Raw genomic sequence first — 25,115 nt, 5'->3', positions numbered from 1 at the left:
CCGCGTTTTCGTTTAACAGCACAGCGCCTGCCACCGTTCGATTCGGCAGCAGGCGCTGTGTTGTTGAACCGCGTTAGCGCGCGCTAGCTTTCGTCGAGCATCGGGTAGGTCAGCCCGATCTGGCGGCGGATCTCGTCGAGCGTGTGCATGATCTCGATGGTCTCGCTCGGCGACAGAATGTCGTTGGCGATCTCGCCTGCGGTGACGAGCCGTTCAAGTTCTGCGGCCTGAAATTGCATGCCGCGACCGGTGACGGTGCCATCGAATTCTTCGACAACGTTGCCCTGGCCATCGAAGCGCGTGTAGGTCGTGGGCGCGTACCAAGTCTCGGCGATTTCGATGCGGCCTTCGGTGCCGACAATCACGGCGCGCGTGGGGCCGGCGAGGTCGAGCGTCGTCTGCAGCACTGCTTGAGCTTCGGTGCCGTAGCTAAAGATCATCGAGGTCTGGCGGTCGACATCCGTCACTGTCTTGGTGGCGACGGCCACGATGCTCGTGGGAGCGCCGAGGATGTCGTAGGTGAACGACACCGGGTAGATGCCGAGGTCGAGCAGCGCTCCACCGCCCAAGAGCGGGTTGTTGAGGCGGTGCAGCGGATCCATCGAGATGTTCTGGTTGTGGTCAGCCATCACGCTGCGGATCTTTCCGAGCGCGCCCTCGGCGATGAGCTGGCGGATGCGCACCATGTGCGGCAGGTAGCGCGTCCACATGGCTTCGAGCACAACAAGGTTCAGTTCGGATGCCCGGGAGACGACGTTCTCGGCCTGGGCAGCGTTCATCGTGAACGCCTTCTCCACGAGCACATGCTTGCCGGCGTTGAGGGCCAGCAGCGCGTGCTCTTCGTGGAACGGGTGAGGAGTAGCGACGTAGATGGCGTCAACGTTGGGGTCGGCAACGAGGTCTTCATAGCTGCCGTGAGCGGTCGGGATGCCGTACTCGGCAGCGAACTTGTCGGCCGATTCCGCGGTGCGTGATCCCACTGCAACGACGTTGTGGCCGTGCTCAATGAGGTCGCTGGTTTGCAGGCCCGCGATCCACCCGGTGCCCAGAATTCCCCATGCCACTTGCTTCGTCATGCCATCTCCTTTGTTGTGCACGAGAACATATGAAATCAATCTAACAGGTGTCTATTTTGCTTTGTCTTACATTCTGCTAGATTGTTTGACAATCCGAATCAACGAAGAGGGAGCGCACCATGATTGAGAACGCTGCAGTGCTCCCCGAGACCGTTGCTCAGAAGCTTCGCGCCGACATCATCGCCCAGCGCGATGCCCCCGGATCGGCCATCACCGAGTCGGCCGTCGCCCTGCGTTTCGGCGTTGCCCGCCCCACCGCGCGCATCGCCATTGACCGCCTCGTCGCTGATGGCATCCTGCGTCGCGAAGCTCACCGGGCCGCGCGCGTTCCCGAGCTCAGCTACGACGACGTGCTCGACCTCTTTGACACTCGTTCCATCGTGGAGACCGCCGCGATGGCGGCGCTAGCCGAGGCCGGCGCGATTCCGGCAGAAGCGCTGGCAGCCCATCGGGCGCTCACGGCCACCGATGATTTCGCGCACCACGACATCCAATTCCACCGCGCGCTCGTCGCCGGTCAGCCCAGCTCACGCCTCACTCGTCTGCACGAACTGCTCATGGGCGAAGTCGAGCTGTGTATTGGGCAGGTTCAGTCCGCTCAACTCATTACCGCCCACGAGGTGGCCGAACAACACCAGGGCATTCTCGATGCCATCACCGCCGGGGATGCCGCCGCCGCAGAGCACCTCACCCGCGACCACATTCTGGGGGCGCGCGATCGCCTCCTCACCCACCTCGACACCGACACCGATCTCGACACCGACAGCTAAGGCACCTCATGGTTAAGCGTCAATTTCCGAACCCCGTAGAGCTTGCGAAGCTCATGAAATTCAAGGGCCCCGAGCTCAACGGCAAGAAGCGCCGACTCGACAGCGCGCTCACGATCTACGACCTCAAGGACATCGCCAAGCGCCGCACGCCCAAGGCCGCCTACGACTACACGGATGGCTCGGCCGAAGGCGAAATCTCGCTGAGCCGGGCGCGCCAGGCCTTCGAAGACATCGAGTTTCACCCGTCGATCCTTCGTGACGCCTCGAACGTCTCCACCACCACCCAGATCCTGGGCGGCACCTCCGCGATGCCCTTCGGTATTGCGCCAACGGGATTCACGCGCCTCATGCAGACCGAGGGCGAGATTGCGGGCGCGGGCGCCGCAGCGGCAGCAGGCATCCCGTTCACTCTCTCGACGCTCGGCACGACATCCATTGAAGACGTGAAGGCCGCGAACCCGAACGGTCGCAATTGGTTCCAGCTGTACGTCATGCGCGAGCGCGAAATCTCGTACGGACTCGTCGAACGCGCGGCCGCCGCCGGCTACGACACCCTCATGTTCACGGTCGATACCCCCATCGCCGGTGCCCGCTTGCGCGACACCCGCAACGGATTCTCGATTCCGCCGCAGCTGACGCTCGGCACGATCGTTAACGCGATCCCCCGCCCCTGGTGGTGGTTCGACTTCCTCACGACTCCCCCGCTGGAGTTTGCGTCACTCTCCTCGACCGGCGGCCGCACCGTCGGCGAACTGCTCAACTCGGCGATGGACCCGTCGATCAACTACGAAGACCTCAAGATCATCCGCGCCATGTGGCCGGGCAAGATCGTCATCAAGGGAGTGCAAAACCTCGAAGACTCGAAGCGCCTTGCCGACCTTGGTGTTGACGGCATCCTGCTCTCGAACCACGGTGGCCGCCAGCTCGACCGCGCGCCCATCCCGTTCCACCTGCTGCCCGAAGTCGCCCGCGAGGTCGGCAACGACGTCGAAGTAATGGTCGACACCGGCATCATGAACGGTGCGGATGTTGTGGCTTCGATGGCGCTCGGCGCCAAGTTCACGCTCATCGGCCGCGCCTACCTCTATGGCCTCATGGCCGGAGGACGCGAAGGCGTCGACCGTACGATCGAGATTCTCTCCAGCCAAATCGTGCGCACCATGAAGCTGCTGGAAGTCACCAGCATCGAAGAGCTCGAGCCCAAGCACGTCACCCAGTTGCAGCGTCTCGCACCCCGTGCCGTCGCGCCGAGTGCCGCCGCCGCGGTTCCCGCTAAGCGTGCTGCGCCGCGCAAGGCTGCCACGTCGGCTCCGGCCACAGCGAAGGCCGTCACCACGAAGGCTGCCGTAAAGAAGTAAGACCACTCGTGCCGCAGGTTGTGGTGGGCTGCCGCGCGAGTTCTCTACCCCCGCCGAGTCTGGCTTCTGACGTGAGTCGGCTAGGACTCGGCGGGGCATAGGGTTAATCACCGTGACTCAGAACTCCCTCGATACTCCTCCGCCTGTGTGGCGCGCTCCCGGAATGCCAGCCTTGCTGGTGCTGACGGCGGCAGGCTTCGGGGGTTTCGTTGTGCTGATTCCCGTCGCTCCCTTGTGGGCCATTCAGGGCGGCGCGACAGAAGCAGGCTCCGGTCTCGTCAACGGTTTGTTGCTGTTCGTCACCGTCATGACGCAACCCTTTGTTCCACGCCTGCTTGATCATTTCGGCACCGGGCGCGTACTGGCCGCCGGGCTTGCGCTTCTGGGGGCTCCCCCGCTGCTACTCCTTCTCTCTGATCAGCTGGCATGGATTCTCACTATCTCGGCGGTGCGCGGTGTTGGCTTCGGCATCCTGACCGTCACAGGTTCGACCGTGGTGGCGAATCTCGTCGATCGCGCTCAGCACGGTGCCGCCGTCGGAATCTACGGTGCTGCGATTGCTATTCCGCAAATTCTGCTCGTGCCGACCGCAACGCTGCTTGCCGATTCCGTCGGCTTCTGGGCCGTCTTCGCCCTCGGTGCGCTCCCCCTCCTCGGCATCAGTTCTGCACCACGCCTTGCACGCATTCTTCGCGGGCAGGCCGCCGAACGCGACCTTCTGCCGCCCACCGGTTCCACGCCGATCGTGTCGACTGACGGCGGAAAATCTCAGCGACGGATGCTCGCCATCAGCCTCCTACGCCCGATGATGTTGCTCAGCGGTGTCACCCTCGCCGGTGGTGCACTGCTCACTTTCGCGCCGCAGATGAGCTCCTCGCCGGCAGCAACAGCCGGCGCGCTCGCGCTGTTGACCCTCAGCGCCGCCGTCACGCGCTGGGCCATCGGTGGGCTCTCCGACCGCTACGGCGCCCACCGCTTTCTGTGGCCGCTCGTCGTCATTTCGGTCGCGGGCCTCCTCGCGATCGCCCAAGCCGTGCAGAGCCCAGACGCGACCGGCATCCTGCTGTTCCTCCTCGGCATGACCCTTGTTGGCATCGCCTACGGCGGACTGCAAAACCTCACCCTCGTGATCTCGCTCGCCGCCGTGCAACGCAAGCAATACGGCACCGCTAGCGCCGTGTGGAACATCGGCTTCGATCTCGGAACAGCGCTCGGCTCCGTGCTCGTCGGAACCCTCGCGACCGCGTTCGGATTCCCGCCCGCCGTTTTGGTCGCAGCCGCAATCTCGCTACTGACCCTGCCACTCGCGTTTATGCGCAGACCAAAGGTCACCGACTAGCGAACGCGCGGGGCGCGATCAGCAGTGCTCGAAGGTGTACCCGGCTGCGCCAGACGGCGTGAGGGCGCTGGGCTCAGCTGTTAGCGGAGCTGAGGCCGAGCATCCGGCCAGCACGACGAACACCGCCGCGACACAGAGCGCAGGTAGCGAGGATCGCCGCGCGCGCTGTCATGCGGTGGAGCTTAGGCCGCTCCGGTGCGACGCGAGATGTACGTCGCACGCATGTGGGAGCGATGAGGTGGCAGCTCTGCCCGAATGAGCGCGAAGCTCGAAACGATTGCCAACAGAGCAGAAAGACCCAACACCAGGGTTGGGAGCGGCGGGATGCCCGCGGCTACGTCAAGCCCGGTGCCGGCCACGATCAGCCAGACGGCGGCTGCCGCAGCGGCGGTAAGGCTCGCCAGAAGAACCACTACCCACCCGAATACTTTCTTATTCATAATTGCCCCCGTGCTTTCAGCTCTGCCTGGTTAATGCGACTGTGTAGCGTGAGCGAAAGCCTGAGGCTTTCTCTCTACTTGAACGCTAGACCCCAAATGGGGGCCAATCTAGTCGTCATTAAGGCGGACTAGCTCGTGTCGCTCTAGGCGAGTCGAAGCAGTCGAGCGCGCAGTTCTTTAGGCGTCGATTCGGGCATTGCTGAGGAGAGTTCGCTGCGCTGGGGTAGCGCTCCGCCTTCGGAGACAATCGTGATGGCGCGGGCGAGGCTGCCACGGCCGACGTGCACGAGGGCGTTGTCATCGGCGTGCATTTCGAGCAAGAGGGCGACTTCGCGGGAGGCGTTGCGCGCGGTGGGCAGCCAGGGCAGCGACACTTTCCATGCGGTGAAGAAGATCAGCACGATGTCGTGGCGCAGACGAACGTGGGCTCGTTCATGCTCGATGACCGCTTGAAGTTCTTCTTCGTCGAGCAATTGCAGCAGCCCGGCGCTCAGCACAGTGATGGAGGTGAGTGCGCCGGGGAGGCAGTACGCGACGGGAGCGGGGGTGTTGATGACTCGCGTGCCGGGGCGATCAGACATCGGTTCGCTCAGCAGGGTGATGAGTTGGGAGTGCCGCGCGCGTTCACGCTCCGCGTAGACGACGGTGACGAGGAGATTGAGCAGCAGGTGCGCGGTGAGGAAGAGAGCTCCCGAGAGGGCGAGTAACGACCACACCGAGGAGCCTTCGGGGAGTTCGTTGTGGGTGACGAAGCGCCACATGCCGGTGGCGGCATCCGGAAGGTCGGTTGCGAAGGTCGCCGCACCGAGCAGCACGAGTGAGACGATCATGCTGAAACCACCGACGAGCGCGACAAGTTGCCACACCAGCAGACCGAGGGTGGGGCGACGGTAGGCCCAGGTTGCTCCGGCCAGCAGTGCGGGCAGAGGCCACGCCAGCAGGATTGCGATGAGGCCGAGTGTGATCGCGGCGGCTACCACTGCTAGCGTCCGGCGAGAATGCGGCGGAGGGTTTCGGCTTCTTCGTTCGTGACCTGCCCGACGAAGCGCTCAAGAACAGCGGTGCGGTCGTTGGCCCCGCCCAGCACTTCGTGCATGAGGTCGGCCATGTGCTCAGCACGAACAGAAGCGGCACGGTAACGGTGGGGGCGCACGTCGCGCTCACGCACCACGAAGTTTTTCTTTTCGAGACGCGAAAGAACGGTGAGCACGGTCGTGGCAGCGAGCTCGCGGCCCGACGATTCGGGGGATGCGAGTGCGGCCTGCAGGTCGTAGGCCGAGAGGCTTTCGCTATTCGCCCACAGCAGGTCCATCACGCTGCGTTCGAGTTCACCAAGGGAATTCATGAGCCAATTCTACCCTAAGTAGAAATAATTTCTACGAGGGTGTAGAAATGTATACACAGCAGTTCTACAGAATGTAGAACTAGAGCGCCGTCACACAGCAGCAGCAGAAAGGTCCGGAGTGGATCCCCTAGAAATCGCCAGATGGCAATTCGGAATCACCACCGTCTACCACTTCATCATGGTTCCGCTCACGCTCGGCCTCGGCCCTGTCGTGGCGCTCATGCAAACCCAGTGGGTGCGCACGGGCGACGAGAAGTGGCTGCGCATGACCAAGTTCTGGGGCAAGTTATACCTCATCAACTTCATTATGGGTGTGGCCACCGGCCTCGTTCAGGAGTTCCAATTCGGCATGGCCTGGAGCGAGTACTCCCGCTACGTCGGTGACGTCTTTGGTGCCCCGCTCGCCATGGAGGGCCTGCTCGCCTTCTTCTTCGAATCCGTCTTCCTCGGTCTCTGGATCTTCGGCTGGGATCGTCTCGGCAAGAAACTTCACCTCGCGACCCTCTGGATCGCCGTTGCCGGTTCCGTCGTCTCCGCCTTCTTCATCATCGTGGCCAACTCGTGGATGCAGCACCCGGTGGGTGTTGAGCTCATCGACGGTCGCCCCGTCATGACCGACATCTGGGCCGTGCTCACCAACAACACCGCCCTCTCCGCCTACTCGCACACCGTCATGGGCGCCATCGCGGTGGGTGCTGGCTTCGTCGTCGGCATCTCTTGGTACCAACTCTGGCAGCGTCGTCGCGACGGAATCGACACCGTGGATGCCACGGGCCGTGTCGTCGTCGGCGAGAACCTCAGCATCCCGGGCCGCGATCGCAAGGACCACTCGGTTTGGCTCACGAGCATCCGCATCGGTGCTGTTATTGCAATCGTCGGATTCGGCGGAGTTGCCATCACCGGCGACCTGCAGGCCAAGCTCATGTTCGAACAGCAGCCGCTCAAGATGGCCGCCGCAGAAGCTGCCTGCCACGACGGCACGAGCTTCTCGGTGCTCTCGATTGGCCCGCTCGGCAGCCAGAACTGTGAAGACGTCGTGGGCATCATCGAGATTCCCGGCATCCTCTCTTTCTTGGCCCACGGTGACTTCGACACCGAGATCAAGGGTGTGAACACTCTCATTCCCGAGTACCAGGCGTTGTACGGCACCAACCTGCCGGATGACCCGCTGTACGGCGAGCGTGCCGGCCAAGAGATCAACTACCTGCCCATCATGGAGGTCACCTACTGGGGCTTCCGCCTCATGATTGGCTTCGGAATGCTCGCGGCCGCGTTTGCCGCCCTGACCCTGTGGATTGTTCGCAAGGGAACCGTTCCGCAGTCCAAGTTCCTGATGGGAACCGCTCTGCTCAGCATTGCCGCCCCCTTCGGCGCCAACATCGCCGGCTGGGTCTTCACCGAAATGGGCCGCCAGCCCTTCGTGGTCGTGCCCAACCCAACGCCCGGTGGCGTTGACGGCGTGTATATGTTCACCGCGGCTGCCGTCTCCCCTGGAGTCAGTGGCGAAGAGATCATCTTCTCGCTCGCGGCGCTCGCTCTCGTCTACGCCTTCCTGCTGGTCTTCGAGGTCAAGCTGCTCATCAAGTACGTGCGCGGTGGCGTTGCCTCAGCGATGCCCGAGCTCGGGCATCCCGAAGGCGACACCGGCGATGGCAGCGACCCAGACGATCCCAACAAACCAGACAAGCGCGACGACGTTCTCGCGTTCGCCTACTAAGCAGAAGGGCAGCTACTCATGGAACTTCTTCCTACAATCTGGTTTATCGCGATCGCGGCGTTGTGGATCGGCTACCTCCTTCTTGAGGGCTTCGACCTCGGTGTCGGGATGCTGCTGCTCTTCAGCACCCGCAAAGACCGCGAACGTCGCCTCATGCTCAATGCCATTGGCCCGGTCTGGGACGGTAACGAGGTCTGGCTGATAACGGCCGGAGCCGCCACCTTCGCTGCATTCCCGTTTTGGTATGCATCGCTCTTCTCGGCGCTCTACATCCCGCTGACGATTGTGCTCGTGAGCCTGATCTTCCGCGCGGTTGCGATTGAGTACCGCGGCAAAGGCTCCACGGACAAGTGGCGCATGTGGTGGGACCGCGCTCTCGGGCTCGGCTCGCTCGGTTCGGCTTTCGGTATCGGTGCAGCCCTCGCGCTCACCACCACCGGCCTCCCCATCGACGCCAACGGTGACCGTGTTGGCGGTGCCTTCGCCTGGTTCACGCCGTACGCCGTCCTCGGTGGCCTCGCAGTAGTCGGCTTCTCTCTCGTTCACGCCTCCGTCTTCCTCGGCCTCAAAACCGATGGCGCGGTGCGTGTTCGTGCCCGCAACTTTGTGGTGCGGTGGAGCCCCGTTGCCCTGCTTCCGATCGTCGCGTGGGTGCTGATCATCCAGTTCCAGAACGGCACCCTCATTACGTGGTTGCTTGTGGTCATCGCCGTGATCGCGGTGGTCTTCGGCTGGATCAGTGCGCGTGCCGGGCGTGAAGGCTGGGCCTTCATCGGTATCGCAGCGTTCTTGGTGGCCGGAGCGTCATCCATCTTCGCCGCGGTCTACCCCGTGGTGCTGCCGTCGACGCTTGACCCCGCGTTCAATCTGACTATCTCTAACGCGGCGAGCGGCGAATATACGCTTGGCGTCATGAGCGTCGTGACCGCGTTTGGTCTGCCACTGGTGTTCATCTACCAGGGCTGGACCTACTGGGTCTTCCGCAACCGCCTGAGCGATCACCACCTCCCTGAGGCGCACATCGTGAAGCCTGCGGTTGCCCCCGCTTCTTCAGCTAGTCCCCCCGCTTCTTCAGCGAGCTAGGGCACGATGGAGGGCATGAGAGCCAAACTCCACGAACGACTCGCAGCGGGCTTTGGCCCGGGCGGTGTGCACACACTGTTCGGGCTGGGGTTGCTGTCGTCCCTCAAGGGATTGGCGCTCGTGCTCATGGCCGAGGCGGTTGCTCGTGGTGTCGTCGGCGTCATTGAAGCGGATGCCGCAGCCTGGCAGTTCGCAATCGTTCTTGGTATCGCGGCTGGCCTCCTCCGCGCGGCTACCGCGTGGGCTACGGAGAGTTTCGCGACCCGCGCCGCGTTAGGCGCCAAGGAGTCTCTGCGCCACGAACTCGCGGAGCGAGTACTCACCGGCTCCGACGCCCGCTCGGGAGCGAGCACCGCGATTGCGACCGTCGGTCTTGATGAGCTCGACAACTACTTCCGCGTGGTGCTGCCGGCGATTGTGATGACCGCAACGGTTCCGCTGCTGGTCGGCCTCCGCATCCTCTCGGTCGACTGGGTGAGTGCGCTCATCGTTGTGCTGACGATTCCGCTCGTTCCGGTGTTCATGGTTCTTGTCGGCGGCCACACGCGCGAGCGTGCCGATGCGGCCAGCGCCAGCCTCGAACGGCTCTCTGATCATCTGGTCGAGTTGGCCCGCGGCCTTCCCGTTCTGGTGGGTCTTGGCCGTGTCGCCGAGCAGTCGAAAGCCTTGCGGTCGATCTCCGCAGAGAACCGCACGAAGACGATGGAAACCTTGCGCACCGCTTTTCTCTCGGCGCTCGTGCTCGAACTCATCGCCACGATTTCGGTCGCGGTCGTCGCCGTCTTCGTCGGTGTGCGGCTCGTGGATGACCAGCTCTCCCTCACCGTTGGCCTCATCGCTCTCGTGCTCGCGCCCGAGTGTTTCGCGCCGTTCCGCGAGCTGGGTGCGGCGTTCCACTCCTCCGAGAATGGGCTCACTGCTCTGCGTCGTGCCCGCACGATCATCGACGCACCGCGCGCTCGGGAGCATCGCCAAAGCGCTGGTGCCTTCCGCGTCGTGAACCTCACGATCGCCTACGAGGGTCGTGCCCTTCCTGCAGTCAACGAGCTCAACTTCCGCGCGACGCCCGGCACCATCACCGCTCTGGATGGGCCGAGCGGCAGCGGAAAATCCAGTGTTCTTGAGGTGCTCGCAGGCAATCGCGAGCCCAGCGGCGGCAGTGTGTGGGGCATCGACGTCTCCCGCGTGGCCTGGGTTCCGCAACATCCGCACACCGTTGCTGACACCGTAATCGACGAACTTCGCCTCTACAGCAGCGACGAAAAAGCCATCAAGTCGGTGCTGCTTGACCTCGGCCTCACCGCCGTTGCCGAGGCTGACCCGCGCCAGGTGAGCCCCGGCGAGCTGCGCCGCATCGCCGTCGCGCGCGGACTGCTGCGCGTCGAAGCGGGCGCCACCCTGTTGCTGCTCGATGAGCCGACCGCCCATCTCGACCCCGCATCCGCCGCTCGCGTTGAAGCCGCGATCGCTGAGCTGCGCGGTCGCCCCGTCACGGTGCTTGTTGCGTCACACGAGACCGGCATTGCGGCGCTGGCCGACCAAGTTATTGCCGTCGGCGCCTCGGGTGGAACGCGCGCCGTCGAGTCTCGAGTTGACCCGCTCACCGTCGACGACGACGTGGATGTTGACGCTCTCGATGCGCCTCGCTCCCCCCGCGCGACTCTCGCCAGTCTGCTCGAGTTCGTGCGCCCCTCGCTCGGAACCCTCGTCGGAGCGATTGCTCTCGGTGTGGGCGCGAGCCTCTTCGCGATCTCGCTGACCGCGATTTCGGGCTGGCTGATTGTGCGGGCGAGCGAGCATCCGCCGATCATGTTCTTGCTCGTGGCCATTGTGGGCGTGCGCTTCTTCGGCATCGGCCGTGCGGCTCTGCGCTACGCGGAACGCCTCGCCACCCACCGCGCCGTGCTCGGTTCGGTGATCGAGCTGCGGGTCGCTCTGTGGAACGGCCTCGGCGCTCGCGCTCTGGGGTCGCGCGCTCTCGCCAATGGCGGGGTCGCCCTCGACTACCTTGTTGCCGCGTCTGACCGGGTGCGCGATCTCGTTCCCCGCGTTGTGCTGCCGCCCGCCGTCGCCCTCGGAACGTCGCTCGCCGCACTCATCGCGGTCGGCCTGCTGCACGCGCCCGCCGTCCCTGTCTTGCTCGCGGGTCTCGCCGTCGGGCTTATTGCGGCGCCCCTCATCGCCGTGATCATCGACCGATCGGCCGCCAACGGCATCGCCGAAGTGCAGTCCCGCGTCGTGCGCGCCTTCGCTGCCATGACCGGTGCGGCCAGCGACCTGCGCGCCAACGGTGTCGGCCAGCGGATGCTCGCCCGCCTCGATCACATTGACGCCGAGGCTGGGGCGCTCTCCCGCCGTAGTGCCCGCGCCCTCGGAATCGGCAACGCCGTCCTCGTGCTCGCCTGCTCGGTGACCGCCGTCGCGATGCTGCCCGTGGCCGCACCCGCCGTCATCGCCGGAACACTTCCCATCGGCATCGTCGCCGTGCTCGTGCTCATCCCGATTGGGCTCGTCGACTCGTTGATCGCGTTCGTTGACTCCGTGCAGCAGTGGCCGGCGCTCAGTGCTGCGCTTGCGAAGGTTCGCGGGGTTACTGCGGGAGTTGAGCGTGCGGATGCTGCTGGCGGTGCCGTTTCGGGCGGCGCTACTGCGCGCGGTACTGCAGGCAAGCGCGGCGGCGACCGCGCGCAGGCCGGAGCCGCGAGCGCAGACCAACCACTTGGTGACGTGACCGTTCTGGAATTGCAGGAGCTCGGCATCCGCTGGCCTTCGAGCCCGACGCTGGCGTTCTCGGGCGCGACCGCTCGGGTTGCGCGTGGCGAGTGGCTTGTCGTGGAAGGGCCTTCGGGCGCGGGTAAGTCGACACTGTTGGCGGCGCTGCTCGGGTATCTTCCGGCGGCCGCTGGCTCGTGGAGTCTCAATGGCGTGGATGCTCGCGAGCTGTCGCCCGAGCAATTGCGCGCGGCGGTCACGTGGTGCCCACAGGAGTCGCACCTCTTCGATTCGACGATCCGCGCGAACTTGCTGTTGGGCCGCGCTCACGACGATCAGCCGACCGAGCAGGAGCTCGTTGCGGTGCTGCGTCAGGTCGGTCTTGGCCCGCTCTTCGATTCGCTCGACCGCGGGCTCGACACTCGCGTGGGTTCTGCGGGCGAAAGCCTGTCGGGCGGCGAGCGTCAGCGCTTGGCCGTTGCCCGCACCCTTCTCACGCGGGCCGATGTTGTGCTGCTCGATGAGCCGACCGCCCACTTGGATGCCGCGAGCGCCGAGCAACTCATCAGCGACCTGCGCACGGCTCTCGCCGACAAGATCGTGGTGCTCGTCAGCCATCACGACGACGAGCGTCGCGACGACGACGAGAGCCTACGGCTCGGGGCGCGCGAGCAGGTTGCTGCGGGGTAGCGCCGAGCTTCAATCCGGCCCGCCGACCATACGGCGGGAGGGAACGTGCGCCGCTTCGGATAGACGTGGACGCGCTTTCTCCCGTTGCCGCTATTTAGCTATTGGCGACTTTGCTCCGATGCTCCAAGGGTGCAGCGCCGCAATTTGACGCCCTGCACTACGCGTATAAATTGCCAATCGGCAGACCTCTCCGCTTGAGAGGATTGCTTGAAGCATGCTCAGAGCAGAATGAGCCCTGAGTCCGTACCAAAAATCGCGACAGAGGACTACCCGCGAGCCCGAAAGTCGAGCTATAATCACACTTGGAGGTTCGAATGAATGAGTTATCTGAACTCACCCTAGGAGAACTGGCGTCCTCGCTTCGCGCTGAAGCAAACGCGAGCTCCGGGGGTGACTCGGACGCCTGGGAACAGCTGGTTCAGATAGCCGACGATCTGGACAGCAGCGACCGGGATGACTTGCTTACCAAGAACCGGAAGTGGCAATTACGCCAAGTCTCGGTCTCGGGCTTTCGCGGGGCAAAACACGAAGTCACCCTCTCGATCGACGGCTTGCAGGGCGTAACCGTTCTCTATGGCGAGAACGGCTCTGGCAAGTCCAGTCTCGCTGAGGCAGTGCGCGTGGCTCTCGAAGGACGAACAGGTGCCACCCATCTCGGCGACGAAGGATCCGTCCACGAACTCTGGGGCGCGAACGATCAGCGCAGCCAAGGTGTCGAAGAAGCCACTGTGAGCGTTGTTCTTTTCGACGAGGCGACCTCGGACACCCTCTCGATACGCGCCTCGATCACATCTTCCGGTGTAGAACGGACCGGGTTGCTTCAACGCGATGGTGAAGCGCATGAATTAGACAGTCGTTCTCCGGCATGGGCAGTTTGGTCAGACGCAATTCGGGCTTCCCCTCCAGTACTTGCATATGCCGAACTTTCGGATGAACTGCAGAAAAAGCGAGATCTCCAAATCTGGCTTAGCTCTTGCTTGGCAATGGATAACGCCAGTCGCGTCTTCGATTCTCGCCTTAAGGCCCAAATCGACACGGCGCAAGAGGCTGAAAAAGCCATAAAGACCGCGAAGCAATCCAGCACTCGCATGGTGGAAGAAGTCGATGAAGCGGCAAGGCGGCAAGGGGTTGACGGAATTCAGCCGCTTACGTGGATTGAACCGAAAACGCTCGAAGAACTTGCGGACTGGTTAGGACACCACTCCCTCGTAGAACGGCAAAAACTCGAGAATCACTTGGACGCGAGCCTGCTTAAGGCACTGCCGGTCCTCGGAAAAGCATTTAGGACTGCTCGGGTGAACTGGTCAAAAGCGGCAACCAAGGCGCTGCTCACAGCTCAAGTTACAGACTCGATCGTTGACATGAATGAACGAGTGATCGATTCAGGCCAGGGCGACAACAACGAAACCTGCCCGACGTGCGGAACCTCTCACATCGACTGGCGCGAGCACCTCAAGCGGGAGGCAGAACGCCTGAAAGAGGCTAAGGAGTCCGCCGCCGAACTAAAAACTCTGGTCCGCCGAAGCCAGCACGAGATCGTCGCCCCACTCAGCGCGTGCCTTCGGGTGCTGCCCACCGAATTTGACTCCGCCGAAAGCGCAGTTCTCTCGAAGATGCTCGACGAAGCGACGATAGCCCGCCAAGACACCGATGACCTCAATGAAAACCTTTTGACCGCACTCCATAACCTTTCAAAGTGGAGTGAGCAACCAGAAGCGCATCTGTTGATCGAAGCAGCACTGGAAGCGTCAGGATTCAAGCACCAGTGGCGCTGTGACCGATGGGCCGCTGTCTCCCCCTACCTATCGGCGTTCAAAACGAACATTAACCACGCCAGCAAGACCACGGTATTGCGAAAGGCGCGCAGCAAGTGGAATAAGCACTTAGCCCAAATACGGAGCGAGCGGAGCTCCAGCCTTCACGCTCTAGTAGGGCCAGCTGTTGCGACGCTGCTTGGCGATGTTGGGATCTCTGTATCAGCGATCCGCATCAACAAATTGGAAAGCGAACTCGAGCTTCAAGATGCGAATGGCCAAAGTGTGGAGTTGGCGCATCTCAGCGCTGGCCAACGAAATGCACTAATTCTCGGGCCAGTGATTGCGACGGCGGAATCAGGTATATTCGCCTTTTCCATCCTCGATGACCCAGTCCACGCGTTCGATGACTTTAGAGTCGACAAATTGTCGTCGACCTTGGCCGAAATTGGGAAGAACCAATCTCTCATCCTTACTACGCATGACGCTCGGTTCGTTGAGTACCTGCGCGTACACGCGACGTTGGCTTTCGCAGTCCTGGCCACGAGTCGAGACAGCAACGGTCAGGTAAAGCTGACTGCCACTGAGGACCCTTCTGCGGAGCTAATAAAATTTGGGCGGAAGTTAGCCTCGGACCTCAGGAAGGCCCCAGCCCCTGATGGCAGAGGCGAAGTCACGGCGCTGCTTCGCATGGCGCTAGATGAAGCATTCGAACGCGTTGCACTTCGCCACTTCGCGAGGCTGACCTCGGTTGCAGCCAAGCAGGCACGCGAGGACTTTGAGGGGGCGATGCTGACTCGCGACAGAAAAGACGCTCTTAGAGTATTTCTTGCCGATAGCCCGCCACAGCTGGCGCTGCTTACTGCAGCTTGGCAGTTGCTCGCGGTGCCCTCCAAGCGCTGGTCTGACGCGGTTCATGACCCAGCCGCAATTCCTGACGCCGATCAGCTGGACGCGGACTTCGACGTCGCTGAGGCCGCGATCGACATGCTTCGCACGATTCACTGGTGACTATGCTGCCCTACGAAGTTAAGCGGGAGGCTCTTCGCCTGCGGCGAGAGGTCGAAACCGTCTCGGTCGAGATTTGGGTGGCGGTTTCCGGCCAACCCTCGAATACGGTCTCCACGCGTTTCGTCGAGCGTCGGCTGCTTCTGTTAGTCACGATGGTGGATGACCCTCTTCGGTTGGAAGCCTTTAGAGCAGCCAGGCAAGCTGGTCGTGTTTACGCCGAAACGTCAGACGTTCTTCACGGACGCACAAGAGCATCCCGATTCCACAGCACCCATATTGAAGAGTGGAAGAACGATTTGTCACGATTGCAATCCCTTTGGACTCTCGTTCAGTGAGCCCCTCGCAAAGCGCCACAAGACGCTCCCATACAGCAGTACTTGGCACCAACGTTGTGATGCCCGCGAGCTCTCGCCCGAGCAATTGCGGGCGCCCGTGAGGTAGTGCCGGCAGGAGCCGCACCTCTCGGGTTCGACGATCCGCGTGAACTTGCTGCTGGTCCACGCACACAATAACCAGCCGACCGAGCAAGATCTTCTTGCCGCGAAGTCCGATTTCCGCGAGTTGTGCGGCCCCGTCCGCCCGATACTGATGAGGTGAATACCTCAAGTTCGGATGCCACGCGATGACGATTGCTACGTTCGCAGCGCTCATCGTGTTCCTCTTTCCGTTGGCGTACAGCCCGGGACCGGGCAACACGTTCTTTGCGGCGATCGGAGCATCACGCGGACCTCGGGCTGCCCTGCCCGCTCTCGCCGGCTATCACGCAGCAACATTCATCGTGACGACGGCGATCGGCTTGGGCCTTGGCGCGACAGTGCTGATGCATCCCGCCTTTGTCGTCGTGCTGAGCGCTGCCGGCAGTCTGTATGTGTTGTGGCTCGCGTTCACGTTCATCCGCAGCGCTCGGGCTCGGGCAGGGGCTCTCTCCGAGGCACTAGCTGCAGAACTGGTCGCGTCGAACTCAGCGGCGACTTCGGCAGAATCGACCGAGTCGCCGACGCCAGCACTCCCTGAGCCTGCGCAAAAGATCGGCTTCTGGAGCGGCGCATTAGTGCTGCTCTTGAACCCCAAGGCGTATTACATCATCGTCGTCATGTTCGCCCAGTTCCTGCGCCCCGAGGCGAACAGCGGGCTCGCAGCCGTGCTGCTCATCACTGCAATCTTCACGCTCAACAACCTGATCGCCTTCATCATCTGGACGGCAGGCGGGCGGATGCTCACCGCTCTCTTTCACGGCGAACGAGCCCAACAGCTCATCGACTACCTCTTCGCGGCAACCCTCATCGGCGTCGCAATCTGGATGGCGCTGCCGCTGTTCGGGCTCGGTTAGAGACTCGACTCCCCGAAGCGCTCGCTTCCGAGTACCCACTGCACGTCCTCCGGTGCAGACACGAGCCCCACAGCCCAGTCGACATCCAGCCGGATGCCTGATCCGGGCGGGCCAGCCAGATCGTTGCTCACAATGGCATCGGCAATGCTCGCCGCATCATGCGGCTCGAACTCTGCGGTCAGCTCGTCCACGTCAAAGGCTGCTCCGAAAAGCGTCGGGCTCTCCAACCAGCGGCACAGCACAACGAGTCGCGTTTCGCTGAGGGTGCGCCCGGCCACGAATTGCGTCTCGCGCGAAACCGCGGTCGCCTCCGCCGCGCGCTGAACAAAGAGCGCCTCAATCGCGGTGAGCAGTTCACTTGCGTTCGTCATGTTTCACTTCCCACCTAGCTCCCGAACAGGTCGCTCGCGACGGTCTTGTACACCGATTCCGGGTTCGAGGGGTGGTAGATGCCGGCGAGCACATCGCGTTGCAGGCGCGAGAGTTCGCTCGTGCTGCGGAAGGCTCCTCCCCCGGCTGAGCGCATCACCTGGTCGACAACGTGGCGTGCGGTTTCGATACTGCGGTGCTTCACACCGGTCAGTTTGCGGAACCACCCAGCCCCGTGATCCACGAGCCCATCAACGTCATCGACGATGCTGTGCAGTTGGGGTTCGATCGCATCGAGCGCGAGGGCGGCATCTGCCATTCGCCAGCGCAGATCCGGATGCTCGGAGTACGCCTCACCGCTGATGGCCGAGCTGCGCTGCTGCAGTGCTTCGACCCCGAGTTCGAGGGCGCGGTCGGCAAGGCCCGCATACACGGAGGCGATGAGCGGCAAGAAGTTGGCGAACACCGCGAAGATGAACGGATCGGCGTTGGGCCCGACGGGCAGCACGCGGGCGACCCTGTTCGCGGGAACGAAGGCGCCATCCAACACTGTCGTGTGGCTTTGGGTGGCGCGCATGCCGAGGGTGTCCCAGTCGCCGAGCGAACGCCATCCGGGCTCATCGCGAGAGATGAAACCGTGCACGAGGGTTTCGGTGCCGTCGTCGGCGGTGTGCTTGCCGAAGAGTCCGAGCTGGGTCCATGCGGGAGACAGCGAGGTGAAGATCTTGGTGCCGGTGAAGGCGTAACCGCCCTCGACGGTTTCGGCGGTGGTGAGCGAGTCCCACATGACGAGATCGTTGCCGGGTTCACTCAAGCCGAAGGCAAAGACTTCGCCGGCTTCGGCATCCGCCAACAGCCAGTCGAGGCTCGAGTCGCCGCGCTCGCGCAAAGCCCAGGCGACACCGATCCACACGAGGTGCATGTTGATGGCGAGCGCCGTGGCCGGAGCGTAGGCCGCGAGCAGGCGCTGGTCATCCGACAGCTCACGCAAACTGCGCGGCTTCAAGTAGCCAACGGCACGCAACTCTTGCAGGTCTTCGGTGAAGAAGATGTTCTCGCGGTCGTAGCGCGCGGCGCGCGAGCGGATGCGGTTGAGCAGTGCTGGGGTGAGTACCGTCATGGTGCAACGCTACTGTGCCGCGCCGGACGCTGCACTGAAATGAGACTTCACAGAGCCTCCTGCTCAGTCGCACACAGCAGATCAGCTAGCGAGCGGCATGACCTGGGGTTGAGGCTTTTGCCGTTCAACCCACAGATCGTAGCTGGTCTGCATTCCGAGCCATAGCTCGGCGCTCGTGCCAAGAAGTATCCCGAGGCGAACAGCCATATCCGCGCTCACTGACGCGTGCCCATTCCGGATGCGCGACAGCGTGGCCCTCGTGACGCCCAAACGTCGAGCGGCTTCCGCAATGCTGATGTCACCGAGATAGTCCGCGAGAAGGACGCCGGGGTGGGGAGGGTTATACATGCTCAATGTCCTGCTCCTTCTAGTGATAGTCGAGGTAGTCAACGAGGTACACGTCTGTGCCGTCGAATGTGAAAACCACACGCCAATTGCCGCTGTAGTTTCTTCGCGTGATCCGGTCGGATCCCTGATTTCTTGCCGCTCACAAAGAATGCTTCGAGGCCCTTGTGGCGAAACGACTTGATCACGCCATAAGTGCATTGTCACACTATACGTATAGCAAGGGCATACGGTCTCGCCGTCGGGCGTCCGTTACCCTCCCTGGGGCGTCACGCCCTGATGACCGACAGCACGTTGCCAGCGGGATCCTTGAACCACGCAATCTCCGGCCCGTGCCCGCGCATGATGCCTTTCGCGTCAGTGCCGAGGTCACCCATGAGGTCGCCGTCGCCATAGATCTTGGTGACCACGCCACGCTCGTTGAGCGCATCGACGGCAGCTTCGACATCCTCCACCGCAAAGTTCAGGATGGTGAAGCTCGCCGGTTCGTGGTTCTCCTTGGGGTAGATGGTCACTTCGGCGCCGCCGGGGAGCGTGAGCCGCAGCGTGCCCATTCCGCCGTCGGCGACTGCGAGACCGAGGCTGTCACGGTAGAAGGCTGCAGCGGCATCAAGATCGTTGACACTAAATCCCGAAAAGGCGTTCTTCGGAGCAAACATCGTGCACCACTCTTTCTTCACTAGTCCTGCTTGGCCTCAAGTTTTGCTGCGCGCATGCGTCCCGTCAATAGTGCGACGGCCAGCAGAATTACCGAGACCACCGCAATAGCCACAGCCACACCGATAGTGCCGATGGCGGATGCCGCCAGCGGCAGCGCCAGCATCACGAGTACCGCAACGACGGTTGCCGATCGCGGAATCGACACCCGCTCCACCATGGGCGCGTGCAACAGCCACAGCAGCAGAACGAAGAGCGCGACGGGCAGCGCCAGTGAGTAGCCGACCACGAGCTCGCTCGACTCGAGGTCTGTCGTGACGGATCGCACCGCCACTTCAATGCCGGTTCCGACGGCGGCGAGCGCCGCAAACAAGAAGTAGTGACCGTAGTTCCACAACAGGTAGCGATCGCGCCTGTTTTCTAGGCCCTCGGCGGCGGGTTCAGAGAAGTACAGCCACCACAGTGCGAACAGCAGCACGAGGCCAGCAACCGAGGCGACTACGAGCGAGGGCGTCAGCCCCTCTTCGAGCGCCGCCTGCACCGCAAACGTCGAGGCGAGCACGCTTTCGCCGAGCACCAGGATCGTGAACTTTCCGTAGCGCTCCGCGATGTGGTGCGGATGCCAGGACAGTCGCTGTGCACGGTCAGCCCAGAGCGGCACGGCCAGTTCGGCGAGCACGATGATGACGAACGACACCATGGCCAGCTCGGCGGGAAGCAGCAGCCGCAACAACCAGCCAACTTGCACGACCCCGATACCGAGCGCGTAACGTCCGGCGGTGGCGCGCGTTTCGGGATCATCTTTCACCGCGCGCAGCAGGGTAGCGATAAGCCCGATTCGCAAAATCAGGTATCCCGCGGTGACGGCTGCAAAGTTGCCGTCGTCGAAGGCCATAGGAACGCCGGCGGCGAGAACGAGGATGCCGCCCATCTGCAACATGGTGAAGAGACGGTAGGGAACGTCATCCGTGTCGTACGCCGAGGCCAGCCAGGTGAACTGGTTCCACGCCCACCAGATGGAGAAGAAGACCATCAGAAACGGCGCGATGGCTTCGAAAGCATGCCCCACCTCGACGGCGTGCGTCAGCTGCCGCACGACCGAGGCGACCGCGACCACGAAGGTCAGGTCGAAGAGCAGCTCAAGGGGAGTCGTTTTGCGGTGCGGCTCGTCGATATCGCGAGCCACCACCCGCGAGCGCAGTGCGTTCATGCAACAACTTTACGCACCAGCATCCCCACTCGCCTGAATCCCGGCCCGCCAGAGGCGAGTACGATTTTGGCTATGCGTTGCGGCAGGAGTCGCGGCGCCAAGCGCTGGCCCGACGGTGGGTTCGAAGGGTTGAGTGGTTGTGGTTTCCTCTGACGTGAACGTGGCCCAAACAGGGCGACGTTCTCCAGCGCGACGTTCTCCGGTGAAGTGGTTGCCGTGGGTGAGCTTGGTCGCGGCTGCGGGCGTCATCTCGGTGATGACCGCTCCGGGTCAGACCGCCGGAATCTCCGTCTTCACCGACCCCCTCATCGCGGAACTCGACGTCTCCCGCACCGGAATCTCGGTCAGCTACTTCTTCGGCACGATCGTTGGTGCCGCCGCCCAACCCTTCATCGGCCGCGCCCTCGACCGCTTCGGCGCCCGCTACGTCACGATCGCCATCGGCGCCCTGTTCGCGAGCGTGCTGCTTGCCCTGAGTTTCGTCGACGGCATCGCTGGTCTCACCGCCGGTTTCGTGGGGGTGCGGATGCTCGGCCAGGGCGCCCTCAGCCTCGCCGCCACCACGGCTGTCGCCCGCGCCATCACTCACCGCCGCGGACTGGCGCTGGGCATCACAGCCGCCATCGGATCCGCCGGAATTTCCCTCGCCCCCGTCGGTCTCGAGCGGCTCATCTCAGCCGTCGGCATCCACGCAGCCTGGCGGTGGGAAGCCGCGATCGTGCTCGCCGTCGTCGTACCGCTCGCGTTCATCCTGCCGAAGCGCAGCCGGGTTGCCGCCCAGACCGAAGATCTCTCGACGGCTCAGATCGTCATCCAGAAAGAATCGTGGATGCTCGGCGAAGCAGCCCGCACCGGTATGTTCTGGGTCATCGCCTCCTCCCTCGCCGTCTCGGGCATGCTGAGCACCGGCCTCGCCTTCCACCAGATCGCGATCCTCGGCGAGCGCGGCCTCACCCCATTCGAAGCGGCCGCGAACTTTCTGCCGCAAACCGTCACCGGCATCGCCGCGACCCTCATCGTCGGAGCGTTCGTCGACCGCGTGAGCCCCAAGCTGTTCGTGATCTTCTCGATGCTCACGCTCGCCGGCTCACTGTTGCTGCTCCCAATCGTCGGCCCCGACGGCACGGCCATCCTCTACGGCCTCGTGCTCGGCGCTGCCGGCGGAAGCCTGCGTGGGATGGAAGCGGCAGCTTATGTGCGCTACTACGGCACCGCCCACATCGGCTCCATTCGCGGCGTCACTACCGCTATCGCCCTGGGCTCCACGGCTCTCGGCCCCATCGCCCTCTCGCTGGCCTTCGATTTCAGCGGCAACTTCACCGAGCCGGCCTTCTGGTTCGCGAGCCTGCCGATAGCCGTCGCAGTGCTCGCACTCTTCGTGCGCCCACCGCAGCGCCGAGCGAGAATAGACCTATGAGCACTAGCAACCGCCTCAGCGACCTCGGCATGAAACTCATGAACGGTGTGCACCGCGCGATCCTTGCCGTCTCGGGCGGTCGCCTGGGCTGGACTCTGGGCGGCATGCCCTCGCTCGAGCTTCACACCACGGGTCGGGTGTCGGGCATCCGCCGGTCAACGATGCTGACTGCTCCCGTGCACAGCAAAGGCCGTTGGGTGATTGTCGCGTCAAAGGGCGGCGACGACCGCGACCCCCTCTGGTACCGCAACCTGCAAGCGGATCCGGATGCCGAACTCACCGTGCGCGGACGCACCATCCCCGTGCACACCCACACCGCGGATGCCGCAGAGAAGGCCGAGCTGTGGCCCCAGATTGTGGCCGCCAATTCGCGCTATGCCGAGTACCAGACCAAGACCGAGCGCGACATCCCCGTGGTGATCTGCGAAGAGCGCTAGCCCGCGCAGTACGGCAGCAAAAACACGAATGGCCCGCGCTCGAGTCGCAGGCCATTCGTTCTGTTCAGTGCGCCAGGCGCATCTCGCCGCTAGCGGCGAAGTTATCGGTACCGTGCCGCTAGCGGCGAAGTTCCAGGGTGCAGCACTTCACGCCGCCACCGCCGAGCAGCAGCTCGGAAAGGTCGACGCCGATGGGGTTGTAGCCGCGTTCTTTGAGCTGACGCTCGAAGTCTTTGGCGCGGGCAGCGATGACGACGTTGTAGCCGTCACTGTAGGAGTTGAGTCCGAGCACTGCCGCATCCTCTTCTGTAGCGAGGATGGCGTCGGGATACAGTGCACGGAGCTTTTCGAGAGAGGGCTCATCGAACGCGCTCTCCAGGTAGGCGATGTTGGTTTCGTCGAGCTTCGCGATGGCGGTGTCGACGTGGTAAAAGCTGGGGTTAATGAGGTTGAGGGAGACAACGTTGCGGCCCGAAAGCTCTGCAAGCTCCCGGTGGCTTTCGACCGAGGTGCGGAAGCCCATGCCTGCAAGGATGTTGTCGCCGACAAGGAGGAAGTCGCCCTCACCCTCATTAACGTTCTCGGGGGAAGCAACCTCGAGGCCGTTGGCGCCGAACCACTCCATGTAGGCGGGGCCTTCTGCTTTACGCTCGTCGTAGGTGAAGAGGGCGCCGTAGGCTTTGCCGTCGATCACGAAGCCGCCGTTTGCGGCGTAGACCATGTCGGGCAGGCCATCGATGGGGTCGATGAGTTCTACGGTGAAGCCGAGGTCAATGTAGGTGTCGTAGAGCGTCTGCCACTGCTTAACAGCGAGGCTGGTGTCTGTGGGATCGTTGGGGTTCATCCACGGGTTGATGCTGTAGGTGACCGTAAAGAAGTCGGGACGGCACATCAGCACGGTCTTCGCGATGGCCTGGCGGGCAGGCGTGGTCGATGAGGTGTCAGTGATCGTCATAGCCCCAGTGTTTCACGCACCTATCCGCAATGTCTCGGCAATCTGCGCACTAATTCGGCGCAATCCCTAGCCACAGCACAACAATCCACCGTACTCTGGGGAGATGGACAAGCTGGACGCAGGAATCATCGACATGCTCCGCCTCAACGCCCGCGCAGGCTATGGAGATATAGGAGAAGCCGTGGGGCTTTCCGCCTCCGCAGTTAAACGTCGCGTCGACCGTCTCGTCGCCAACGGCACCATCCGCGGCTTCACCGTGCAGGTCGATCCCGCCGTCGACGGCTTGGGAACCGAAGCCTACGTCGAGCTCTTTTGTCGCGGCAACGTGGCTCCGCACGAACTCAAACGAATCCTGAGCGCCATTCCCGAAGTGGTGGATGCCGGAACAGTCAGCGGATCGGCCGACGCCGTCGTCCACATGCGCTCGCGCGACATCCACTCGCTTGAGATCGCTCTCGAGCGGCTGCGCACCGCCACGAACATCGACAACACCCGTAGCTCTATCGTGTTGTCGCGCCTGATTCACCGTCGTTACGAGTAGCAATCTGCCTCGTTGTCGTTCTTGGCGATCTCTTAGATTTGCGCCGTGAAATCGACTCAAAACGACGAAATCCGTTCCGTAACACGATCTTAACCATGTAAACCGTTGCGTCTCATCCGTTTTTCCGGTTGACTACACCCACAGTCGCGAATAAGTTTTCGCGATCTTGGAGGTACGTAGCGTCGTGACAGAGTCATCCCAGAACACAGCCCCCGCCGGTTCAGCCGCAGTGGGTTCCAGTGCACAAACGACGAATGCTAGCGAGCCTGAGGGTTCCGTCGTCCTCGAGGGTGTGACCAAGAAGTTTGGTGGCGCTGTCGCCGTCGACAACATCAGCTTGCACGTGCGTCCGGGAGAGTTCCTCTCCTTGCTCGGCCCTTCCGGTTGCGGAAAGACAACAACCTTGCGCATGCTCGCCGGCTTCGAAGAGCCGACCTCGGGCAGCATCCGCATCTCTGGTCAGGATGTTGTGGGCATTCCTCCCCACAAGCGCAACGTCAACACGGTGTTCCAGGCCTACGCTCTCTTCCCGCACATGAGCGTTGCCGAGAACGTGGCCTACGGGCTTCGCCAAAAGGGCACCCCCAAGTCTGAAATCCGCGAACGCGTCACCGAGTCACTTGATCTCGTGCAGATGCGCTCATTCGCCGATCGCAAGCCCACCCAGCTTTCGGGTGGCCAGCAGCAGCGCATCGCGTTGGCCCGGGCCCTCATCAACCGCCCTGCCGTTCTCCTTCTCGATGAACCGCTGGGTGCTCTCGACCGCCAGTTGCGCGAAGAAATGCAGATCGAGCTCAAGCTTCTGCAGTCGCGCCTCGGCATCACCTTCATCTTTGTCACGCACGATCAGGGCGAAGCACTCTCGATGAGTGACCGCATCGCGATCATGCGCAAGGGACGCATCGAGCAGTTGGATGACGCGGACTCGATCTACGATTCGCCCGCGAGCGCCTATGTTGCCGGCTTCATTGGCCAACAGAACTTCATCCCGGGCACGATGACAAGCAGCCTCACCGTTATGGAATCGCCGTTCGGCATTATTCATGCAGCCGAGCCGCACGACGACGTTGACCCCGGGATGGCAGCGCAGGCAGCCGTGCGACCCGAGGCTGTCTCCGTGGCGCTCGCCTCGGCATCCGCAAGCTCAGCCCCCACGGCAGAGAATCAGATTCCGGGCACCGTTATTGGTGTCTCGCACCAGGGCGAGACCCTGCAGTTTCTCGTCTCTATTGGTGAAGACCAGACGTTGCTGTCGCGGGTTCCGCGCCCGAATGCGCCCCGACTGGCGATTGGTGACTCCGTGCTCTGCACGTGGGACACCGCATCCGTTCATGTTTTCCCGAGTGAGCAGGCGACTCAGGCTCAGGCCGACATTGCTCGTGCGGTCTCCAACCCAGCACCACCAACCAGTTCAATTTCCCTTTAGAAGGAGCAGCCCG

22 protein-coding genes are annotated in these 25,115 nt (G+C 62.9%); 12 read left to right on the top strand and 10 right to left on the bottom strand.

The annotated features are described in order from the left end of the window. Positions 1-83: 83 nt before the first annotated feature. Positions 84-1,076, bottom strand: coding sequence for a Gfo/Idh/MocA family protein (locus tag ACWFSR_RS00820; RefSeq protein ID WP_447522833.1), 993 nt, complete (start codon positions 1,074-1,076; stop codon positions 84-86). Between the two features lie 119 nt (positions 1,077-1,195). Here ACWFSR_RS00820 and ACWFSR_RS00815 point away from each other — a divergent pair, with 119 nt between their 5' ends. The 3 genes from ACWFSR_RS00815 (at position 1,196) to ACWFSR_RS00805 (ending at position 4,543) form a co-directional block, all read left to right on the top strand. Next, the gene (locus ACWFSR_RS00815; RefSeq protein WP_197107016.1) at positions 1,196-1,846 is read left to right on the top strand and encodes a GntR family transcriptional regulator; all 651 of its coding nucleotides are present in this window, start codon (positions 1,196-1,198) and stop codon (positions 1,844-1,846) included. Positions 1,847-1,854: 8 nt separating this feature from the next. Next, positions 1,855-3,204, top strand: a complete 1,350-nt coding sequence (locus ACWFSR_RS00810; RefSeq protein ID WP_447522832.1) for an alpha-hydroxy acid oxidase — start codon at positions 1,855-1,857, stop codon at positions 3,202-3,204. Positions 3,205-3,316: 112 nt separating this feature from the next. Next, positions 3,317-4,543 (top strand): MFS transporter, encoded by a 1,227-nt coding sequence (locus ACWFSR_RS00805; protein ID WP_447522831.1) that lies wholly within the window; start codon positions 3,317-3,319, stop codon positions 4,541-4,543. A 182-nt stretch (positions 4,544-4,725) separates the two neighbouring features. Here the strand turns inward: ACWFSR_RS00805 and ACWFSR_RS00800 are convergent, their stop codons facing one another. The 3 genes from ACWFSR_RS00800 to ACWFSR_RS00790 all read right to left on the bottom strand — a co-directional run bounded on the left by ACWFSR_RS00800 (position 4,726) and on the right by ACWFSR_RS00790 (position 6,328). Further along, positions 4,726-4,983: a hypothetical protein gene (locus tag ACWFSR_RS00800; RefSeq protein WP_197107014.1), complete on the bottom strand. Its 258-nt coding sequence runs from the start codon at positions 4,981-4,983 to the stop codon at positions 4,726-4,728. 143 nt (positions 4,984-5,126) lie between these two features. Further along, positions 5,127-5,963: a M56 family metallopeptidase gene (locus ACWFSR_RS00795; protein WP_197107013.1), complete on the bottom strand. Its 837-nt coding sequence runs from the start codon at positions 5,961-5,963 to the stop codon at positions 5,127-5,129. A 2-nt stretch (positions 5,964-5,965) separates the two neighbouring features. Continuing rightward, positions 5,966-6,328, bottom strand: coding sequence for a BlaI/MecI/CopY family transcriptional regulator (locus ACWFSR_RS00790; RefSeq protein WP_197107012.1), 363 nt, complete (start codon positions 6,326-6,328; stop codon positions 5,966-5,968). Between the two features lie 118 nt (positions 6,329-6,446). Here ACWFSR_RS00790 and ACWFSR_RS00785 point away from each other — a divergent pair, with 118 nt between their 5' ends. The 5 genes from ACWFSR_RS00785 (at position 6,447) to ACWFSR_RS00765 (ending at position 16,625) form a co-directional block, all read left to right on the top strand. Next, positions 6,447-8,045: a cytochrome ubiquinol oxidase subunit I gene (locus ACWFSR_RS00785; protein WP_197109083.1), complete on the top strand. Its 1,599-nt coding sequence runs from the start codon at positions 6,447-6,449 to the stop codon at positions 8,043-8,045. A gap of 18 nt (positions 8,046-8,063) precedes the next feature. Continuing rightward, positions 8,064-9,128: a cytochrome d ubiquinol oxidase subunit II gene (gene cydB / locus ACWFSR_RS00780; protein ID WP_447522830.1), complete on the top strand. Its 1,065-nt coding sequence runs from the start codon at positions 8,064-8,066 to the stop codon at positions 9,126-9,128. Between the two features lie 15 nt (positions 9,129-9,143). Next, entirely contained in the window at positions 9,144-12,530 is a 3,387-nt protein-coding gene (cydD, locus tag ACWFSR_RS00775; RefSeq protein ID WP_447522829.1) for a thiol reductant ABC exporter subunit CydD, read from the top strand. Positions 12,531-12,844: 314 nt separating this feature from the next. After that, a complete protein-coding gene (locus ACWFSR_RS00770) occupies positions 12,845-15,295 on the top strand; it encodes an AAA family ATPase (protein WP_447522828.1) in 2,451 nt (816 codons plus the stop codon). Positions 15,296-15,917: 622 nt separating this feature from the next. Continuing rightward, a complete protein-coding gene (locus ACWFSR_RS00765; RefSeq protein WP_447522827.1) occupies positions 15,918-16,625 on the top strand; it encodes a LysE family translocator in 708 nt (235 codons plus the stop codon). Here ACWFSR_RS00765 and ACWFSR_RS00760 read toward each other — a convergent pair. From ACWFSR_RS00760 to ACWFSR_RS00740, 5 genes are all read right to left on the bottom strand, one after another. Beyond that, positions 16,622-16,996 carry a hypothetical protein gene (locus tag ACWFSR_RS00760; RefSeq protein ID WP_197107006.1) on the bottom strand — a complete coding sequence of 125 codons (375 nt, stop codon included), beginning with the start codon at positions 16,994-16,996 and terminating at the stop codon, positions 16,622-16,624. The two genes, ACWFSR_RS00765 and ACWFSR_RS00760, sit on opposite strands and share 4 nt — an antisense overlap. A 14-nt stretch (positions 16,997-17,010) precedes the next feature. After that, on the bottom strand, positions 17,011-18,114 hold the full coding sequence (locus ACWFSR_RS00755; protein ID WP_197107005.1) for an acyl-CoA dehydrogenase family protein: 1,104 nt from the start codon (positions 18,112-18,114) through the stop codon (positions 17,011-17,013). Between the two features lie 81 nt (positions 18,115-18,195). Next, entirely contained in the window at positions 18,196-18,462 is a 267-nt protein-coding gene (locus ACWFSR_RS00750) for a HigA family addiction module antitoxin (RefSeq protein WP_231603899.1), read from the bottom strand. 266 nt (positions 18,463-18,728) lie between these two features. Beyond that, the gene (locus ACWFSR_RS00745) at positions 18,729-19,118 is read right to left on the bottom strand and encodes a VOC family protein (RefSeq protein ID WP_197107231.1); all 390 of its coding nucleotides are present in this window, start codon (positions 19,116-19,118) and stop codon (positions 18,729-18,731) included. Positions 19,119-19,138: 20 nt separating this feature from the next. After that, positions 19,139-20,326 carry a low temperature requirement protein A gene (locus tag ACWFSR_RS00740; RefSeq protein ID WP_197107003.1) on the bottom strand — a complete coding sequence of 396 codons (1,188 nt, stop codon included), beginning with the start codon at positions 20,324-20,326 and terminating at the stop codon, positions 19,139-19,141. Positions 20,327-20,528: 202 nt separating this feature from the next. On the opposite strand from ACWFSR_RS00740, the gene ACWFSR_RS00735 reads away from it, so the two are divergent. After that, positions 20,529-21,743, top strand: a complete 1,215-nt coding sequence (locus ACWFSR_RS00735; protein WP_447522826.1) for an MFS transporter — start codon at positions 20,529-20,531, stop codon at positions 21,741-21,743. Then, a complete protein-coding gene (locus ACWFSR_RS00730) occupies positions 21,740-22,180 on the top strand; it encodes a nitroreductase family deazaflavin-dependent oxidoreductase (protein ID WP_447522825.1) in 441 nt (146 codons plus the stop codon). The genes ACWFSR_RS00735 and ACWFSR_RS00730 overlap by 4 nt, the downstream gene beginning before the upstream one ends. Before the next feature lie 118 nt (positions 22,181-22,298). On the opposite strand, the gene ddaH is transcribed toward ACWFSR_RS00730, so the two are convergent. Then, a complete protein-coding gene (gene ddaH, locus ACWFSR_RS00725) occupies positions 22,299-23,135 on the bottom strand; it encodes a dimethylargininase (RefSeq protein ID WP_447522824.1) in 837 nt (278 codons plus the stop codon). Between the two features lie 103 nt (positions 23,136-23,238). Here ddaH and ACWFSR_RS00720 point away from each other — a divergent pair, with 103 nt between their 5' ends. Beyond that, positions 23,239-23,676 carry an Lrp/AsnC family transcriptional regulator gene (locus tag ACWFSR_RS00720; protein WP_197106998.1) on the top strand — a complete coding sequence of 146 codons (438 nt, stop codon included), beginning with the start codon at positions 23,239-23,241 and terminating at the stop codon, positions 23,674-23,676. 184 nt (positions 23,677-23,860) lie between these two features. After that, positions 23,861-25,102, top strand: coding sequence for an ABC transporter ATP-binding protein (locus tag ACWFSR_RS00715; protein ID WP_307783737.1), 1,242 nt, complete (start codon positions 23,861-23,863; stop codon positions 25,100-25,102). Positions 25,103-25,115 lie beyond the last annotated feature (13 nt).

This window comes from Salinibacterium sp. NYA9b (assembly GCF_976973725.1).
This window is presented reverse-complemented; position numbering and strand designations above follow the sequence as displayed.

Bases quoted from the DNA above. Each gene is read 5' to 3' on its own strand.
- ACWFSR_RS00820 (WP_447522833.1), bottom strand. From the start codon at position 1,076: ATGACGAAGCAAGTGGCATGGGGAATTCTGGGCACCGGGTGGATCGCG.
- ACWFSR_RS00815 (WP_197107016.1), top strand. From the start codon at position 1,196: ATGATTGAGAACGCTGCAGTGCTCCCCGAGACCGTTGCTCAGAAGCTT.
- ACWFSR_RS00810 (WP_447522832.1), top strand. From the start codon at position 1,855: ATGGTTAAGCGTCAATTTCCGAACCCCGTAGAGCTTGCGAAGCTCATG.
- ACWFSR_RS00800 (WP_197107014.1), bottom strand. From the start codon at position 4,983: ATGAATAAGAAAGTATTCGGGTGGGTAGTGGTTCTTCTGGCGAGCCTT.
- ACWFSR_RS00790 (WP_197107012.1), bottom strand. From the start codon at position 6,328: ATGAATTCCCTTGGTGAACTCGAACGCAGCGTGATGGACCTGCTGTGG.
- cydB (WP_447522830.1), top strand. From the start codon at position 8,064: ATGGAACTTCTTCCTACAATCTGGTTTATCGCGATCGCGGCGTTGTGG.
- cydD (WP_447522829.1), top strand. From the start codon at position 9,144: ATGAGAGCCAAACTCCACGAACGACTCGCAGCGGGCTTTGGCCCGGGC.
- ACWFSR_RS00770 (WP_447522828.1), top strand. From the start codon at position 12,845: ATGAATGAGTTATCTGAACTCACCCTAGGAGAACTGGCGTCCTCGCTT.
- ACWFSR_RS00765 (WP_447522827.1), top strand. From the start codon at position 15,918: ATGACGATTGCTACGTTCGCAGCGCTCATCGTGTTCCTCTTTCCGTTG.
- ACWFSR_RS00760 (WP_197107006.1), bottom strand. From the start codon at position 16,996: ATGACGAACGCAAGTGAACTGCTCACCGCGATTGAGGCGCTCTTTGTT.
- ACWFSR_RS00755 (WP_197107005.1), bottom strand. From the start codon at position 18,114: ATGACGGTACTCACCCCAGCACTGCTCAACCGCATCCGCTCGCGCGCC.
- ACWFSR_RS00750 (WP_231603899.1), bottom strand. From the start codon at position 18,462: ATGTATAACCCTCCCCACCCCGGCGTCCTTCTCGCGGACTATCTCGGT.
- ACWFSR_RS00745 (WP_197107231.1), bottom strand. From the start codon at position 19,118: ATGTTTGCTCCGAAGAACGCCTTTTCGGGATTTAGTGTCAACGATCTT.
- ACWFSR_RS00740 (WP_197107003.1), bottom strand. From the start codon at position 20,326: ATGAACGCACTGCGCTCGCGGGTGGTGGCTCGCGATATCGACGAGCCG.
- ACWFSR_RS00730 (WP_447522825.1), top strand. From the start codon at position 21,740: ATGAGCACTAGCAACCGCCTCAGCGACCTCGGCATGAAACTCATGAAC.
- ddaH (WP_447522824.1), bottom strand. From the start codon at position 23,135: ATGACGATCACTGACACCTCATCGACCACGCCTGCCCGCCAGGCCATC.
- ACWFSR_RS00720 (WP_197106998.1), top strand. From the start codon at position 23,239: ATGGACAAGCTGGACGCAGGAATCATCGACATGCTCCGCCTCAACGCC.